Origin of the sequence: Salmonella sp. SJTUF14076 (genome assembly GCF_015534835.1) — a bacterium.
Classification (GTDB): Bacteria; Pseudomonadota; Gammaproteobacteria; order Enterobacterales; family Enterobacteriaceae; genus Salmonella; species Salmonella enterica.
This window is the reverse complement of record NZ_CP064674.1, coordinates 2,548,242-2,564,202: the sequence shown is the minus strand read 5'-3', so window position 1 is coordinate 2,564,202 and position 15,961 is coordinate 2,548,242. Positions and strand designations below refer to the sequence as shown.

General features: G+C 52.5%; 18 protein-coding genes. 7 read left to right on the top strand and 11 right to left on the bottom strand.

Annotation, left to right across the window (positions count from 1 at the left end; translation table 11 throughout):
• The first annotated feature begins 64 nt into the window (after positions 1-64).
• Positions 65-706, top strand: a complete 642-nt coding sequence (locus tag HU143_RS12475; RefSeq protein ID WP_000493971.1) for a riboflavin synthase — start codon at positions 65-67, stop codon at positions 704-706.
• A gap of 41 nt (positions 707-747) precedes the next feature.
• On the opposite strand, the gene cfa is transcribed toward HU143_RS12475, so the two are convergent.
• Together cfa and punC are read right to left on the bottom strand one after the other, a co-directional pair.
• Positions 748-1,896 carry a cyclopropane fatty acyl phospholipid synthase gene (gene cfa / locus HU143_RS12470; protein WP_000098879.1) on the bottom strand — a complete coding sequence of 383 codons (1,149 nt, stop codon included), beginning with the start codon at positions 1,894-1,896 and terminating at the stop codon, positions 748-750.
• Positions 1,897-2,185: 289 nt separating this feature from the next.
• Positions 2,186-3,391 (bottom strand): purine nucleoside transporter PunC, encoded by a 1,206-nt coding sequence (gene punC, locus HU143_RS12465; protein ID WP_001182315.1) that lies wholly within the window; start codon positions 3,389-3,391, stop codon positions 2,186-2,188.
• 112 nt (positions 3,392-3,503) lie between these two features.
• On the opposite strand from punC, the gene punR reads away from it, so the two are divergent.
• Positions 3,504-4,436, top strand: a complete 933-nt coding sequence (punR, locus tag HU143_RS12460) for a DNA-binding transcriptional activator PunR (protein WP_064441689.1) — start codon at positions 3,504-3,506, stop codon at positions 4,434-4,436.
• Here the strand turns inward: punR and purR are convergent.
• Positions 4,433-5,458 carry an HTH-type transcriptional repressor PurR gene (purR, locus tag HU143_RS12455; protein ID WP_000190992.1) on the bottom strand — a complete coding sequence of 342 codons (1,026 nt, stop codon included), beginning with the start codon at positions 5,456-5,458 and terminating at the stop codon, positions 4,433-4,435. The two genes, punR and purR, sit on opposite strands and share 4 nt — an antisense overlap.
• 295 nt (positions 5,459-5,753) lie before the next feature.
• Here purR and HU143_RS12450 point away from each other — a divergent pair, with 295 nt between their 5' ends.
• The gene (locus HU143_RS12450) at positions 5,754-5,843 is read left to right on the top strand and encodes a YnhF family membrane protein (RefSeq protein ID WP_000102277.1); all 90 of its coding nucleotides are present in this window, start codon (positions 5,754-5,756) and stop codon (positions 5,841-5,843) included.
• An 82-nt stretch (positions 5,844-5,925) separates the two neighbouring features.
• On the opposite strand, the gene sodB is transcribed toward HU143_RS12450, so the two are convergent.
• On the bottom strand, positions 5,926-6,507 hold the full coding sequence (gene sodB / locus HU143_RS12445; protein ID WP_000007294.1) for a superoxide dismutase [Fe]: 582 nt from the start codon (positions 6,505-6,507) through the stop codon (positions 5,926-5,928).
• Between the two features lie 126 nt (positions 6,508-6,633).
• The gene (locus HU143_RS12440) at positions 6,634-7,455 is read right to left on the bottom strand and encodes a C40 family peptidase (RefSeq protein ID WP_001779739.1); all 822 of its coding nucleotides are present in this window, start codon (positions 7,453-7,455) and stop codon (positions 6,634-6,636) included.
• Positions 7,456-7,789: 334 nt separating this feature from the next.
• On the opposite strand from HU143_RS12440, the gene grxD reads away from it, so the two are divergent.
• Positions 7,790-8,137: a monothiol glutaredoxin 4 gene (grxD, locus tag HU143_RS12435; RefSeq protein WP_000108176.1), complete on the top strand. Its 348-nt coding sequence runs from the start codon at positions 7,790-7,792 to the stop codon at positions 8,135-8,137.
• A 77-nt stretch (positions 8,138-8,214) separates the two neighbouring features.
• Here the strand turns inward: grxD and rnt are convergent, their stop codons facing one another.
• The 4 genes from rnt to HU143_RS12415 form a co-directional block, all read right to left on the bottom strand.
• A complete protein-coding gene (gene rnt, locus HU143_RS12430) occupies positions 8,215-8,862 on the bottom strand; it encodes a ribonuclease T (RefSeq protein ID WP_001282267.1) in 648 nt (215 codons plus the stop codon).
• A gap of 100 nt (positions 8,863-8,962) precedes the next feature.
• Positions 8,963-9,370: a lactoylglutathione lyase gene (gloA, locus tag HU143_RS12425; RefSeq protein ID WP_001237787.1), complete on the bottom strand. Its 408-nt coding sequence runs from the start codon at positions 9,368-9,370 to the stop codon at positions 8,963-8,965.
• A 68-nt stretch (positions 9,371-9,438) separates the two neighbouring features.
• A complete protein-coding gene (locus HU143_RS12420) occupies positions 9,439-10,536 on the bottom strand; it encodes an alkene reductase (protein ID WP_000092935.1) in 1,098 nt (365 codons plus the stop codon).
• A gap of 58 nt (positions 10,537-10,594) precedes the next feature.
• Positions 10,595-11,194 (bottom strand): TetR/AcrR family transcriptional regulator, encoded by a 600-nt coding sequence (locus HU143_RS12415; RefSeq protein WP_001041823.1) that lies wholly within the window; start codon positions 11,192-11,194, stop codon positions 10,595-10,597.
• A gap of 102 nt (positions 11,195-11,296) precedes the next feature.
• On the opposite strand from HU143_RS12415, the gene HU143_RS12410 reads away from it, so the two are divergent.
• The 3 genes from HU143_RS12410 (at position 11,297) to sodC2 (ending at position 13,084) form a co-directional block, all read left to right on the top strand.
• Entirely contained in the window at positions 11,297-11,536 is a 240-nt protein-coding gene (locus HU143_RS12410; protein WP_001538148.1) for a DUF1289 domain-containing protein, read from the top strand.
• A 50-nt stretch (positions 11,537-11,586) separates the two neighbouring features.
• The gene (locus HU143_RS12405) at positions 11,587-12,483 is read left to right on the top strand and encodes an aldo/keto reductase (RefSeq protein ID WP_000250721.1); all 897 of its coding nucleotides are present in this window, start codon (positions 11,587-11,589) and stop codon (positions 12,481-12,483) included.
• A gap of 79 nt (positions 12,484-12,562) precedes the next feature.
• Positions 12,563-13,084, top strand: a complete 522-nt coding sequence (gene sodC2, locus HU143_RS12400; RefSeq protein WP_000826822.1) for a superoxide dismutase [Cu-Zn] SodC2 — start codon at positions 12,563-12,565, stop codon at positions 13,082-13,084.
• Here sodC2 and HU143_RS12395 read toward each other — a convergent pair.
• Together HU143_RS12395 and HU143_RS12390 are read right to left on the bottom strand one after the other, a co-directional pair.
• Entirely contained in the window at positions 13,060-15,099 is a 2,040-nt protein-coding gene (locus HU143_RS12395) for an FUSC family protein (RefSeq protein ID WP_000777626.1), read from the bottom strand. The genes sodC2 and HU143_RS12395 overlap by 25 nt on opposite strands.
• Positions 15,099-15,959 (bottom strand): HlyD family secretion protein, encoded by an 861-nt coding sequence (locus HU143_RS12390; protein ID WP_001536120.1) that lies wholly within the window; start codon positions 15,957-15,959, stop codon positions 15,099-15,101. Before HU143_RS12390 ends, HU143_RS12395 begins: the two co-directional genes overlap by 1 nt.
• Between the last annotated feature and the right edge of the window lie 2 nt (positions 15,960-15,961).

Here is a 15,961-nt window from a genome sequence, read left to right as displayed (position 1 = left end):
GCTGTTTTTCCACCTGCTATTGTGCTGAATAGTTCTGCTTTTATTTATTTCAGGAGTTGAAGATATGTTTACGGGGATCGTACAGGGTACCGCGAAACTGGTATCGATTGATGAAAAACCCAACTTTCGCACCCATGTGGTGACGCTACCGGACTACATGCTGGAGGGGCTGGAGACGGGGGCGTCGGTAGCGCATAACGGATGCTGTTTGACGGTGACTGAAATAAACGGCAATCAGATAAGTTTTGATCTGATGAAAGAAACGTTGCGCATCACCAATCTGGGCGCGTTGAGGGTAGGTGATGAGGTCAACGTCGAGCGCGCCGCCAAATTCAGCGATGAAATCGGTGGACATCTGATGTCGGGGCATATTATTACGACGGCGGAGATCGCGAAAATCCTGACCTCCGAAAATAACCATCAGGTGTGGTTTAAAGTGCAGGATGCGTCCCTGATGAAGTATATCCTGTACAAAGGCTTTATCGGCGTTGACGGCATCAGTTTGACCGTCGGCGAGGTAACGCCAACGCGCTTCTGCGTGCATCTCATTCCGGAAACGCTGGAACGTACTACGCTTGGCAGAAAAAAACTGGGTGAGCGTGTGAATATTGAGATCGATCCGCAAACGCAGGCGGTTGTCGATACCGTAGAACGCGTACTGGCTGCGCGAGAAAATGCGGTCAGAAATCAGGCCGACATTGGCTAACGGAAAATAAGATTCCCCCGCATGAAATGCGGGGGTGATGATTAGCGAGGAACGCGCAGACCGTTTTCAACGCCGCGCGTAAATACCACCTGCCAAAGCTGGATATCACGCGCGCGAAACGCACCCGCGCAGGCGTTGAGATAATAGCTGAACATACGTTTAAAGCGCTCGTTATAATTGCCCGCAATCTCTGGCCAGGCATTGATAAAGCGCTCATGCCACGCCATCAGAGTCGTGTCATAGTCGGCGCCAAAGTTATGCCAGTCTTCCATTACAAAGTGTGATTCGCTGGCCTCGGCGATTTGACGAACAGACGGCAAGCAACCGTTGGGGAAAATATACTTATTGATCCACGGATCGACATTATGATCGGTTTTTTTAGAACCAATAGTATGGAGCAGGAAAAGACCATCCGGTTTTAAATTCCTGTCAACAACTTCAAAATAGGTGTTGTAGTTTTTTGGCCCGACATGTTCGAACATGCCGACGGAGACGATTCGGTCAAACTGATCGTTAAGGTCGCGATAATCTTCCAGGAGAATGGAGACATCCAGACCTTCGCAACGCGTCTGCGCCATTTTTTGTTGTTCAGCGGAGATCGTTACGCCCACCACGCTAACGCCATAATGGGTCGCCATATATTGCGACAGACCGCCCCAGCCGCAGCCGATATCCAGCACACGCATCCCCGGTTGTAGCTGTAGCTTTTCGCAAATTAATTTCAGCTTGGCTTGCTGTGCCGCCTCCAGCGTATCGGCATCTTTCCAGTAGGCGCAAGAATATTGCATATAGGGATCGAGCATACGGGAAAAAAGGTCATTACCAAGATCGTAATGTTCCTTGCCGACAATCCAGGCGCGTTTTTTACTTTGTAGATTAATCAGACGCGCGCCGAGGATACGGAGCGTATCTTTGACATGGTGGGGGAGTTGATTTTCAAGACCGGCACGTAAGACTTTGCTGAAGAAAATATCCAGACGCTCGCATTCCCACCAGCCATCCATGTAACTCTCACCTAACCCCAACGATCCTTCCTGGAGGACGCGTTTAAAAAAATCGGGATTCTTAACACGAATGTCAGACGGGGCGGAACCATTAATTGTAATATCCGCACGACTTAACAATTCGTTGGCGATTCGGTACCAGTTATCATCCGGTACGCTGACTTCTTCTATACACGATGAACTCATAGTTTCTCCATCACTGGACGGTGATCAGAACCTTAAAACAGCGTAGACGCTTTTTTGGCTTTGTGAGAAATCCCACGGACAATTCCGTGAGCCAGTTATCCGACGTAGAACAGAGGAAGGGAGGAGCCCTTGCCGAAAAGGCCATCCATGGTGAATCGGGAACGCTCCGGTTCCCGTTAATGCCTAATAATTATCGTAATATAAACAACCGGGAATCAGTATAGGCCGCAATTTTTGATGATTCAACCGAAAATTGTTAGCGTGCTAATTACTAGCGGTTAACAAGTCTTTAGTGAGACTTGTCGTGGGCGACATTGGCATGGGGAAATTCGGCCTCAGCGCAATCTGCATGAGACTGCATTTTGTAACCTAACGCCGCCAGAACAACGGTAGAGAGCATTACGCTGGTGGTGGTCAACAGCGGCGTGCTGATGAGCCATGAAACCACCAGACTTGCCAGGAAACATAACCCCAGCTGCAGCGTATTTTGTAGCGCCGCAGCGCGCCCCGTGGCTTGAGGGAAAGGGCGTAACGCTTGCGCGACGACGATAGGGTAAATTGCGCCATTAGCAATCGCCATTACGCAGAAAGGAATCAGGATCTCCACCAGTGAGGCATTATTCAGAAGGCCCGCTCCCCAGGTGGCGATAACGCTCAGCGCGTACAGCCCTAACAGCCACGGAAGCAATTGGTAGCCCTGCCATTTTTGTAGCGCCGCGCGGCAACCATATCCGCCAATCAGAAAAGCGATGGTTTGCGGAACATAGCTCAGGCCAATCACTGCCGGGCTGTAACCCATCGCGCTGAGAATAAACGGCGACCCTGTTAGCCACGCAAAAAAGCTGGCGGAACAGGCGGCATAAATCAGCACATTACCGCGATAGGTTTTAGAGCGTAACAACGTCGCGAAAGTGAGTTTATCCTGTCCTTCGGTACGCGCTTTTACCGATGGTTTTAAGCGCAGCGCCGGCAACATCAGCAACAACGTAATCACGAACAGAGTGGCGAAAATCGCCTGCCATGAGAAATGCGTCAGTATCCAGCTTCCCAGTAAGGGCGCAAGCGCCGGGGATAATCCCACCAGTGGCATGATCGTGGCGAAGATACGGTTAATTTTTTGCGAAGGATAATAATCGGTCACCAGCGCTTGCCAGATTACCGTTGCCGCGCAAACGCCGACGGCCTGCACGAAGCGCAGCGTCAGCAGTGCTGCCGCGCTTTCTACCCACAGCATCCCCAGACTTCCGAGTGCAAAGATAGATAACCCCAGCAGTAAAATCGGTTTACGGCCATAACGATCCGATAGCGGTCCCCAGAGGAGTTGCGCGACGGCAAAGCCAGCTAAAAACAGGCTGAGGCTGGCGCTGACCGCGGCGGCAGGCGTTTGTAAATCCGCCTGTATGGCGGCAAACGCGGGCAGGTACATGTCCGTAGCCAGAAATCCCAGCACGCTAAGGCCGGCTAACCAGACTAAAAAACCTTTTCCAGGTTGCATATTTGTTTCTCTTTCTTATCAGACAGACATTGTCGCAGAGTGTAGGGAGTGAAATTACGGTTGTGAAACGTTAATATTTGTCCAGTGAATTCAAAATTTTTGTAGGCAAATTATGTGGTCGGAATACTCGCTTGAAGTGGTTGACGCCGTGGCGCGCAATGGCAGTTTTAGCGCGGCGGCGCAGGAACTGCACCGTGTGCCTTCGGCAGTCAGTTACACCGTTCGTCAGTTAGAGGAGTGGCTGGCCGTACCGCTTTTTGTACGGCGTCACCGTGATGTTGAACTGACGCCTGCTGGCGTCTGGTTTTTAAAAGAAGGGCGTTCTGTTATCAAAAAAATGCAGATCACTCGCCAGCAGTGTCAGCAAATTGCTAATGGCTGGCGCGGGCAGTTAGCTATTGCGGTGGACAATATCGTCAGACCAGAACGTACCCGGCAGATGATCGTCGATTTCTATCGCCATTTTGACGATGTGGAACTGCTGGTCTTTCAGGAGGTGTTTAACGGCGTCTGGGACGCGCTCTCCGACGGGCGTGTCGAACTGGCGATTGGGGCGACGCAGGCGATTCCGGTAGGGGGGCGTTACGCTTTTCGGGATATGGGGACCCTGAGCTGGAGCTGCGTAGTGGCAAGCGATCACCCGCTGGCGTCGATGCCTGGGCCGTTAAGCGATGATACCCTGCGCAACTGGCCGTCGCTGGTCAGGGAAGACACTTCGCGAACCTTACCGAAACGGATTACCTGGTTGCTGGATAACCAAAAAAGGGTCGTCGTACCGGACTGGGAGTCATCGGCATCCTGCCTGTCGGCAGGACTATGCGTGGGAATGGTGCCGACGCATTTTGCCCGACAGTGGATAGACAGCGGAAAATGGGTGGCGCTGACGTTAGAGAATCCGTTTCCCGATGCGGCCTGTTGCGTGACGTGGCAGCAAAACGAAGCCTCGCCCGCGCTGGCATGGCTGCTGGACTATTTGGGCGATAGCGAAACGTTGAATCGGGAGTGGCTGCGGGAGCCAGAAGAGGCTCCCGACTGCGGGGATTAACGCCGATAGTCGCGGAACGGGCCGTCAGCGACCGAGCGACGCTCAACCAGGCGTGGATGAACTTCAATAGACTGTGACTCTTCACGCTTATTGACGATGCGATCCAGTAGCATATTAAATGCGGTTTCGCCTAAAGAGTCTTTGGGCTGGTGAATCGTCGTCAGCGCCGGCGTAAAGAAACGGGCGTTACGCACATTATCATAACCGATCACCGAAACGTCCTGCGGTACGCGAAGCCCCATTTCGTCAGCCGCGCAAAGCGCGCCCATCGCCATAATATCGCCGCCGCAGAAAACGGCGGTAGGGCGATGTGACTGCGATAAGATTTGCTGCATCGCGTGGTAACCGGATTCCGGCTCGAAGTCGCCCTGAACAATCCAGTTGTCCGGCACGTTGATCAGCGCCTCCTCCATGGCTTTCATAAAGCCTGCCAGCCGGCCCGCGCCGGTGTTGCGCTCCAGCGGGCCGGGAATAACGCCGATATCCCGGTGGCCGCGTTCAACCAGATAACGACCCGCCATATAGCCGCCTGCAAAAGCGTTATCAATCACCGTGTCGGTAAAATCGGCCTTCGCCTCACCCCAGTCCATCACCACCATCGGAATATGGCGATACTCTTCCAGCATGGAAAGCAGAGGTTCTGGATACTCAGAACACATCACCAGCAGGCCATCCACGCGCTTTTGCGCCATCATGGACAGGTAGGCGCGCTGTTTTTCCAGGTTATTCCAGGCGTTGCCTAAAATCAGCGTATAGCCTTTCTGGAAACAGTTTTTTTCAACCGCCTCGATAATTTCGGCAAAATAGGCCGCTTCGCTGCTGGTCGCCAGTAAGCCTATCGACTTGGTATGGTTAACCTTCAGGCTACGCGCGACGGCGCTGGGAGAGTAGTGCAGCTCTTTAATTGCCGCCCAGACCGCGTTACGCGTTTCTTCAGCGACAAAACGCGTTTTGTTGATTACGTGTGATACAGTTGTAGTGGAAACGTTTGCCCGTTTCGCTACATCTTTAATTGTTGCCATTACATTTCACTCCAGACCCTCGCTAAGCTCCTGAGAAACGCCAGGTAAACGTTTGCCTACACACACCCTAATCGCAACATCAGGGTTGCGGCACGCCGGAAAAACGACACGGAACGTCAGGAAGGGGTCAATGGCCGTTACGCTAATTCAGTAAGCCTGGAATTTTGTCTGATCTTGAGGAAAAGGGGAAGCGTTAAAAACAGTTATCAATATAAAACATGAGAGATTTTTGTGCGGGAATGTGCAAAAATGCGCTATATCACTTTTTGTGTGGGAATAAAAAGGAGAAAACTTGATGAGTACCGACCTGAAATTTTCGTTGATTACTACGCTGATTGTTCTGGGCGTGATTGTCGCAGGTGGATTAACGGCCGCTCTGCACTGATTTCCTCTCTTCTGAGGGTGGGCGTCTCCTCTATTCTATCCCTCTCTAAAACGCAGAAGGCGTACCTTCTGCGTACTCAGACTTATGCGGCGAGATTTTTCGCAACAAATTCCCAGTTAACCAGCGCCCAGAAATGCTCCAGATAGTTTGGACGGGCGTTGCGGTAGTCGATGTAATACGCGTGTTCCCACACATCAACCGTCAGCAACGGCGTTGCATCCGTAGTCAGCGGCGTACCGGCATTTGAGGTAGAAACGATAGCCAGTTTGCCATCAGCGCTTTTTACCAGCCATGTCCATCCGGAACCAAAGTTTTTGATAGCGGCATCGGTGAACTGCGCTTTAAATTCCGCGAAGCTGCCAAAAGATGCCGCGATAGCATCAGCCAGTTTCCCGGTCGGTTCGCCGCCAGCGTTTGGCGCCAGGCAGTTCCAGTAGAAGGTGTGGTTCCATACCTGAGCGGCGTTATTAAAGATACCGCCTTCGGAGGCGCGCACGATCTCTTCCAGCGATTTGCCTTCAAACGCCGTGCCTTTGATCAAATTGTTAAGATTGGTCACGTAAGTCTGATGATGTTTGCCATAGTGATATTCCAGCGTCTCAGCAGAAATATGCGGCGCCAGAGCATCTTTGGCATACGGTAATGCAGGTAATTCGAACGACATTGCTTCTCTCCTTATTATTAATATTGCGCACGCACAATAACCCTGGTGCGCGTAAGGATAGGGTAGCAAATTGAGAGGTGGCGCAAAAGAAGAAGTTATCCTGTCGTTAAACGACAGGATAAAATATTAGCGAATTGTTTTAGGCGTCATCACCCGACGGGCGCCGACATAATGACGTTGCCAGTATTCTTCGTTCAGTGAGGTGATCTTAATTTCCTGACCGCTGCGCGGGGACTGAATAAACTTACCGTTGCCGACATAGACGCCAACGTGATCGGCGGTGCCGCGCCCCTGCGTACGGAAGAACACCAGATCGCCGTTTTTCAACTCACTACGCTCAATGGGCGCCGCGTCACGCAGGTGATACATCTCATTCGCCGTTCGGGGGATACGGATCTTCACTAAATCTTTATAGGCATAATAAACCAGACCGCTGCAATCAAAACCGGTACGCGGCGACGCGCCTCCCCAGTGATACGGTTTACCAATCTGGTTCATGAGTTTGGACATCGCGGTTTTCGTCGCTTTTTGTACTTTTGCACGATGCGCATCGGCAATAGAGACCGGCAATGTTCCTTTCCCCTTCACGCAGTGCGGCTTACGGCCTTTACGCGTCGTGCATTTTTCCGTTACGTCGAGGGCGGCGATTGACGTGGGCGCGGTTCTGTTACGACGATGTGTCGTATGACGAGATTTCGTGGCGGCGGTGGTACGTTTTGGCGTAGAAGCGGAAGAAGAACGGCTGGTTTTTGAGGTTTTTTTTACGTTTTTTTTGCTGGTCTTACTGATCTTTTTCGTTGTGCTTTTCTTTTTATCTGCCGTTTTCGTGACATGAGAAACAGCAGGCGTCGCTTTGGCTTGCCTGGAAGCATGGGCCATTGGCGTAAAGGGGAGAGTAGTAAAAAGTAAAGCACAGAGCGTGATCGAGATTTTGTTTATCCGCGCCACTGAGCAATCCTCTGTTAAAGGCAGGCGATTCATGCCTGCGTATGATTTACAAAACCTGATAATTCTAATCTACAAAAGCACAGATTGGTAATTGCTTTTGGTTTCTGAAGCTATGTTTCGTTAACAGATGTAAAAAAATAGCAATTAATGCTAAACACGAACGCGTTATCTACAAATCACTGCGCGGCAACCCGCTTAAAAGATATTTTGTATACAACTTATTCCCGCAGACGGTAAAATAATAAGGCATGATGAAAATGTTATTTTCCGTTGCCAGTCTGACCCGTTACAATGACAGGCTTCGGTCGTAAAAGTAGTTTAAGGAAGCGAGACAATGAGCACCACTATCGAAAAAATTCAGCGCCAGATCGCTGAAAACCCGATTCTCCTGTATATGAAAGGTTCACCGAAACTGCCAAGCTGTGGTTTCTCTGCGCAGGCCGTTCAGGCGCTTTCAGCCTGCGGGGAACGTTTTGCCTATGTTGATATCCTGCAAAACCCGGATATTCGCGCTGAATTACCGAAATACGCCAACTGGCCGACATTCCCACAACTGTGGGTGGACGGCGAGCTGGTCGGCGGGTGTGATATTGTGATTGAAATGTATCAGCGTGGCGAGCTGCAGCAGCTTATTAAAGAAACTGCGGCAAAATATAAAACTCAGGAGCCGGACGCAGAGTAATCTGTGCAAGGGGAAAGCGACCTGTAAAGGTCGCTTTTTTACTGCCATAGAAAGCAAGAGCGGCGTTGTTAGCCTCGTTATTTGTCCGTCGGCAAAGGTAACGGCCAGCCGCCCAGGCGCTTCCAGCGATTGACGATTTCACAAAACAGCACCGCTGTCCGCTCGGTATCATACAAAGCGGAATGGGCTTTTTCACCGTCAAACTCCATACCTGCCGCCAGGCACGCTTTTGATAACACCGTTTGTCCCAGCGCCAGTCCGCTCAATGCCGCAGTATCAAAGGTGACGAACGGATGAAACGGGTTACGTTTCAGCGAGGCGCGCTCTGCGGCGGCCATCATAAAACTGTGATCAAAAGTGGCGTTATGCGCGACCATAATGGCGCGGCTACAACCGCTGTCTTTGATACCTTTACGTACCATTTTGAAAATAGCGTGTAGCGCCTCATATTCACTCACCGCGCCGCGTAGCGGGTTAGAGGGATCGATACCGTTAAACGCAAGCGCTTCCGGCTGTAAGTTGGCTCCAGCGAACGGCTCTACATGGAAATGCAGCGTCATGTCCGGCATCAGCCAGCCTTGTTCATCCATTTTCAGCGTGATGGCGGCGATTTCGAGCAGCGCATCGGTTTTAGCGTTAAATCCTGCAGTTTCAACGTCGATGACGACAGGATAAAAACCACGAAAACGGTCGCACAGACCGGAAAGTTGAGCGTTATCGGACATCTGAGTCTCTTAATACGAAAAAATGCAGCGCGTATTATGGCAAATTTTACGCCGGGATGCAGTAAAACAACGGGCGCAGTGACCTGCGCCCGGCGGGGGATCAGTTACCCAGACCGCGGCCTGCGTCTTTAGCTTCAATCAATTCGATTTTATAGCCATCCGGATCTTCAACGAAGGCGATGATGGTCGAACCGCCTTTTACCGGCCCCGCTTCACGGGTCACGTTGCCGCCGTTCTGACGAATGCGTTCACAGGCTTCAGCAGCATTGTCAACGCTCAGCGCGATGTGCCCATACGCATTGCCCATGTCGTAGCTCTCAACGCCCCAGTTATAGGTTAGTTCGATGACCGCTTCTTCCGTTTCCGGACCATATCCCACAAAGGCCAGCGAGTATTTGTATTCCGGATTCTCACTGGTACGCAGCAATTTCATGCCCAGAACGTTAGTGTAAAAAGCGATGGAACGCTGCAAATCGCCGACGCGCAGCATAGTATGCAATAAACGCATTTTCGTTGTCCTTAAAATAGTCAAGATATTCAAAGTATAGCGGCGATGTGAGGCCGCTATCAATGAAATTACAGAGTAGGGTAGTCAGTGTAGCCTTCCGCGCCGCCGCCATAAAAACTTTCGGGACGCTGTGGATTAAGTTCCGCTTTACGTTGCAGACGCGCCACCAGATCCGGGTTAGCGATGTAATCGCGACCAAACGCCACGGCGTCAATCAGCCCTTTTTCGATCAGATCTTCCGCTTTTTCTGGCGTATAGGCGCCAGCGCCGATGATGGGACCGTGGAAACGCGCGCGCACTTTTTCACGGAACGCGTCGCTGTACGGTTCGCCGCCCGCCCAGTCTGGTTCAGACATATGCAGATAAGCAATGCCGCGTTTGCCTAACGCTTCAATCAGATAAAGGGCGTCAGCTTCTTCATTCGGGCCGTTATCGACATTCTGGAAAGTGCCGACAGGAGAAAGGCGGATGCCGATACGGTCCGCGCCCCATTCCTTAATGCCGGCATCAACCACTTCCAGCACCAGACGGGCGCGATTCTCTACGCTGCCGCCGTACCGATCGGTACGGTGATTAGAAGACGGTGAGAGGAACTGGTGCAGCAGATAACCGTGCGCGGAATGCAGCTCCACCAGGTCGAAGCCTGCCTCTCGGGCATTGGCGATAGCCTGGCGGAAATCGTTGACGATCCCGGGGATCTCGTGAGTATCCAGCGCGCGCGGCGTGGAAGTTTCTACGCGGATGGCCTGACCGTTTTCGTCACGCAAAGAGGTGCGGGTTCCCGCATTGATAGCGGATGGCGCGACGGGCGCTTGTCCGCCTGGTTGCAGGCTGGCGTGTGAAATACGGCCCGTATGCCACAGTTGCACCGCCATATGGCCGCCCTGGGCATGGACTCCCTGAGTGATTTTTTTCCAGGCGGCGATCTGCTCATCGCTGTGTAATCCCGGTGCGCCGGCATAGCCTTTCGCCTGTGCGGAGATTTGTGTGGCTTCGCTGATGATCAATCCGGCGCTGGCGCGTTGACGGTAATATTCCGCCATTAACGGCGTAGGAATGTCGCCCGGTTCAATACTCCGCAAACGCGTCAAAGGCGCCATAAATACGCGATTTGTCGCCGTGATGGCACCCACCTTGAGGGGGGTAAACAGTTTTGCTGATGACATAGTGGCTCCTGATATAAGTAGACCGGTCGTCTTGTAATAAAGGAAATAAAAACGCCCGTTACTGCTCAGGCGTTGCAATGATGGTCTTAACATGCGCCAACGCATTTTCCAGCGGCGCGGCGCTACGGGATATTTTGGCCTGCAAATTGGCACCCAGCCACAGGGCATAAAGTACCTGCGCCTGTGGCAACGGCTGGCCAGTGAAATGTAAACAGTGGCTATTACGGCCATCTTCCAGCGCGCGTGCAAGCAGTGCCATGATCTCCTGCGCTCCTTTATCCATCGTAGAGCGCATATCCTCCGACAGATCGCAGACCTCCGCTGACAGTTTCACCGTCAGGCAACCGCTAATGGCGCCTTGCTGGCAAAACTGCTTTAACGTTTCCTGATACCAGGCGAGAAGACGATCGCGATGATTACCGGGACCGGAGGTGAAGTGCGCCGTAAGACGCTGATGATAGCAGGCGTAATGTCGCTCAAGCATGGCGACGCCGAAGGCTTCTTTCGAGCGAAAGTAGTGATAAAACGACCCTTTAGGCACCTGGGCGGTTTTGAGCAACTCGCTAAGCCCCATGCCGGTAAAACCCCGTTGCATACAAAGCTGCTCGCCGGTGGCCAGCAGATGTTCGCGGGTATCGTGTTCGGTTTGCTTATTCATAGCAGGCAGTATAGTAGACCAGTCGGTCTACTACAAGCAGAGTTGCCATAATGTCAGTTAGCGTCTTCAATAGTCATAAGCGCCAAACGTTGAGGAGGGGATGTGGCCGAGCAGTTGGAGTTTTTTCCTGTAGCAAGCCCATGTCGCGGTATCTGCCAGTCTGATGAGCGTGGCTTTTGTCGGGGATGTATGCGCAGCCGCGACGAACGGTTTAACTGGCAAAAAATGAGCGATGCCGAGAAACAAAATGTACTGCGGCTTTGTCGCCAGCGTTTCTTGCGTAAAATACGCGCAAATAAGCCTCTCCCATCGGAAGATCCTCAACAACCTTCACTCTTTTAAACGCGGAATTGCGTATACTCAACCTCATTATTCTCTATGAGGAATCTGTTATGGTTCAGCGTGTCACCATCGCTCCACAAGGCCCGGAGTTTTCGCGTTTTGTCATGGGTTACTGGCGTTTGATGGACTGGAATATGTCCGCGCGTCAGTTAGTGAGTTTTATCGAAGAACATCTGGATTTGGGCGTCACTACCGTTGACCATGCGGACATTTATGGCGGTTATCAGTGCGAAGCGGCGTTTGGCGAGGCGCTAACGCTGGCGCCGCATTTGCGGGAAAAACTGCAAATCGTTACCAAATGCGGTATTGCGACCACCGCCAGAGCGGAAAATAGGCTCGGTCATTATATTACCGATCGCCGCCATATTATTCTGAGCGCCGAACAGTCATTAAAAAATCTGGCGACAGATTATCTGGATATGTTGTTAATTCACCGTCCCGATCCGTTAATGGATGCGGATGACGTCGCCGAGGCGTTTCAACATCTGCATCAAAGCGGCAAAGTGCGCCATTTTGGCGTTTCTAATTTTACGCCAGCGCAATTTACGTTGCTGCAATCGCGCCTGCCGTTCACCCTGGCGACCAACCAGGTGGAGATCTCGCCGGTTCACCAGCCTTTGTTGCTGGACGGCACATTAGATCAATTACAGCAACTGCGTATTCGTCCGATGGCCTGGTCATGTCTTGGCGGCGGTCGGCTGTTTAATGATGAGGCTTATCAGCCGTTGCGCCAGGAACTTTCCGTTATCGCGCAAGAACTCAACGCTAGTTCTATTGAACAGGTGGTCTATGCCTGGATTTTACGTTTGCCGTCGCAGCCGCTGCCGATTATTGGCTCGGGTAAAATCGAACGCGTACGCGCCGCACTAGAAGCGGAAACGCTGTCATTGTCGCGTCAACAGTGGTTCCGAATCCGCAAGGCGGCACTGGGTTATGACGTGCCGTAATCGCCAACTCGTTGACTTTCCGTTCATGTTTTCGCCAGTGGTTTACACTTAACAGGCGACCACATGTAACGGAGGTTTTATGAAGCGATTAAGTTTAGCGATGGTGACGCTGTTGGCCTGTGCGGGTGCGCAGGCCGCCAGCGAGAAAGTAGAGATGAACCTGGTGACGGCGCAAGGCGTAGGACAGTCTATCGGCACCGTCGTCATCGATGAAACCGAAGGCGGCTTAAAATTTACCCCACACCTTAAAGCGTTGCCGCCGGGCGAGCATGGTTTTCACATTCATGCCAACGGTAGCTGCCAGCCCGCGATTAAAGACGGCAAAGCGGTTGCCGCAGAAGCCGCTGGTGGTCATCTGGACCCACAAAATACCGGCAAGCATGAAGGACCGGAAGGCCAGGGGCATCTGGGCGACCTCCCGGTGTTAGTCGTTAATAATGATGGTATCGCCACCGAACCGGTTACTGCGCCACGTCTGAAGTCTCTTGATGAAGTGAAAGATAAAGCGCTCATGATCCATGTGGGCGGCGATAACATGTCCGATCAGCCGAAACCGCTCGGCGGCGGCGGAACGCGTTACGCCTGCGGCGTCATTAAATAACCCGGAGACAGTGTTCCCTGCGCTGGAGCCTGTTCCAGCTGCGACAGCGAACAGTGTAAACGCCAGATAATCGCCGCCAGCTCATGCGCGGCGGGCTGATGATGATGTGCGAGCGTGTCGCAGATACGCTGTAATTCCTGTAGCGTGACGGCAAGCGGGCGTTGCTGCACGCCGCGCTCGCTCATCACATCGCGCAGCAGGGATATACAAATATCCCGCACCCGGGAAAGCGGATCGGAACGCGACTCCCAGGCGCGCAGCTGCCACACCACATGCGAGCAGTTCAGCAGCACCACTCCCCAACGTAATAACCACCGGCGCGCCAGCGCATCCTGACTATTGCTGAGCTGACTGACGTGATGATAGGTCAGCGATTCAAACTCGCTTTCGCTATGGGAAGGGTGACGGCTAAGCTGATCGACGAAATCCCGGCGTAGCGCGCGGATATGGCGGCGGCTTTTTACGGCATCGGAACCGGGGCGCAAAATCGCAAACGCCAGCCAGGAAATCGCGACGCCGACGATCTTGGCGGTATTATCGTTAAGGAAGTCGGCGAAGTCGTACACCGGTGGATTGGTCACGGCGATGAATGAGCCCATAAAAACGATAAGCTGCCCCCACAGTCCCGCCAGCTTAGGCATCTGCAGTTTAAGCAGTTGCATCGTGACGAACAGCGGAAAAAGGAAAAGCAAGAATTGCCACAGATCGGTGATTTGCACCATCAGGCCAAATTTCACCACGAAGCTGAATAAGGACAGCAGCACTAAAGTACGCATCAATAAGGAAAGCGACTTAAACGGCGTGGCGACGATGGAGTAGAGGACGCAACTGATCGCCGCCAGGGTTAATGCGCCGGGCCCTGATTCCCATTGCGCGCCAATACTCCAGGCGCCAATCACCGTGAGCGTGCAAAAGGTACGCACGCCGCTCCAGATGGCCTCTGCGTTATCCGTATGCCGCGCAAGGCCGGGAGTGCGGCGGATATGGATTTGATCCACCGGCGCGCCGCTTTCGATCAGATATAACTGGCGGCTGCTGCGCAGATATAGCTGGCAAAAATAGCGTAATCGCTGCCAGAACGCGAGGTGACGATAATCCTGTTCATCTTGCGGGCGTAGCGGCGCAATAATCCGCGCCACGGTGTAGCTGTCCGCGCGCGGTTTTGCCAACTCAGCTAAGAGTTGTTCAATGACTTCGCGGCTGTTTTCCGGCGGCGTCGGCCAGTTTAAAAGCATTCTACGCAGACTGGAGATCACGCTGGTTAGCCGTAATTGCTGGTGTAACAATGCATTTAGTAATGCATTCTGGCGGCGAAAACGGTAATGACTCCAGAAGGCCTGAATACGCAGCAGGTTCATGGTCAGGATTTGCCCAATGACGCCCTCATGCGCGGAGCGGATGGCGTCGGTAGTCTCCGGCTGCCAAAGTAGACTGGCATGTTCCAGCAAGCGCGCATGCATGTTTTTCAACGCGGTGAGCAGGGCTGTGCCATCCGATGTGCTGGGTAGGATCATCATCATCATGCCGCCACAGAGGATGCCGACGATAACTTCACATACACGCGCCTGGGCGATATCCCACAACTGCGTGATTTCTACAATATTAACCATCGGGAACGCGATGATCGCCGCCGTGTAGCCGGACAACTGGAAAGCATAAGCGGCATTATTGGTAAAATGCGCGCAGGCCCAGGTACAAAAACCGATCCAGGCGGCCATGCTAAATAAGAACAACCAGGGTTCATTCAGCGTATGGCCGGCAATAATTAACGCGGCGGTCGCGCCGAGTAAACTCCCGGCAATACGCCCCAGACTTTTACTGATTACGCCGCCTACGGTCGGAAAGCTCACCACTGCGGCCGAAGTCATCGCCCAGTAGGGCTCATCCAGATTGAGATAATAAGCGAATGTCAGCGCGAGACACATGGCAATGGTATTGCGCAACGCGTAACGCCACTGGCCGGAGGTCGCTTTAAACCAGGGCGTATTTCGCAGGGCCGGCAGAGAGAGTTTCATTACCGCTGTCCAATGGCTACGCTGCAGGTAGTGCCGGAGACGAGCGTGATATCCTGCGGCAAAGCGTCAAATTCGATACGTACCGGTACGCGTTGCGCCAGACGTACCCACGGTACGTTGGGTTTGATATCGGGCACTAAACCGGAGTCACTTTCCACGCTTTGGTCGTAAATAGCGCGCCCGATACTGCCAACGTGACCCTGTAACTTAACATTGCCACTATACAGTGTTATTAATGCAGGCTCACCTTCGCGGATATGGCGTAGTTTGGTTTCTTCGAAATATCCCATTACATAAAATGAATGGCTATCTACCAGGGCGAAAAGTGGCTTACCGGTGCTGGCATAATCACCGGTACGCGTGGAAAGGTTGGTCACCCAGCCGGATACCGGCGCTTTTACTTCCGTCTGGCTAAGCTGCCACTGCGCCTGTTTTAACGTTGCCAGTGCGACATCTACGCTGGCCTGCATCGCTTTAACATTCAGATTGGCGCTATCCAGATCTTCAGCAGAGATGTAGTTACGCGATAAATGTCGACGTCGATCGGCTTCATTATTCGCTTTTGCCAGATCGGACTGCGCTTTGGCCAACTGCGCCTGCGCGTTAAGTTCTGCAATATGGAAGGGCGTTTTATCAATGACAAAGAGAACGTCCCCAGCGTTGACGAACTGATTATCTTTGACATTGAGTTGGGTAATGCTGCCAGAAACCTGTGGCGTTACGCTGACCTGTTCCGCGCGGATTTTACCATCGCGCGTCCATGGCGATTGCATATAGTAATTCCATAACCACCACGCGGCCAGAACGGCGACGACGGCGACAATGAGAGTAGAAAAATATTTTATTGTTTTTAACGACATAT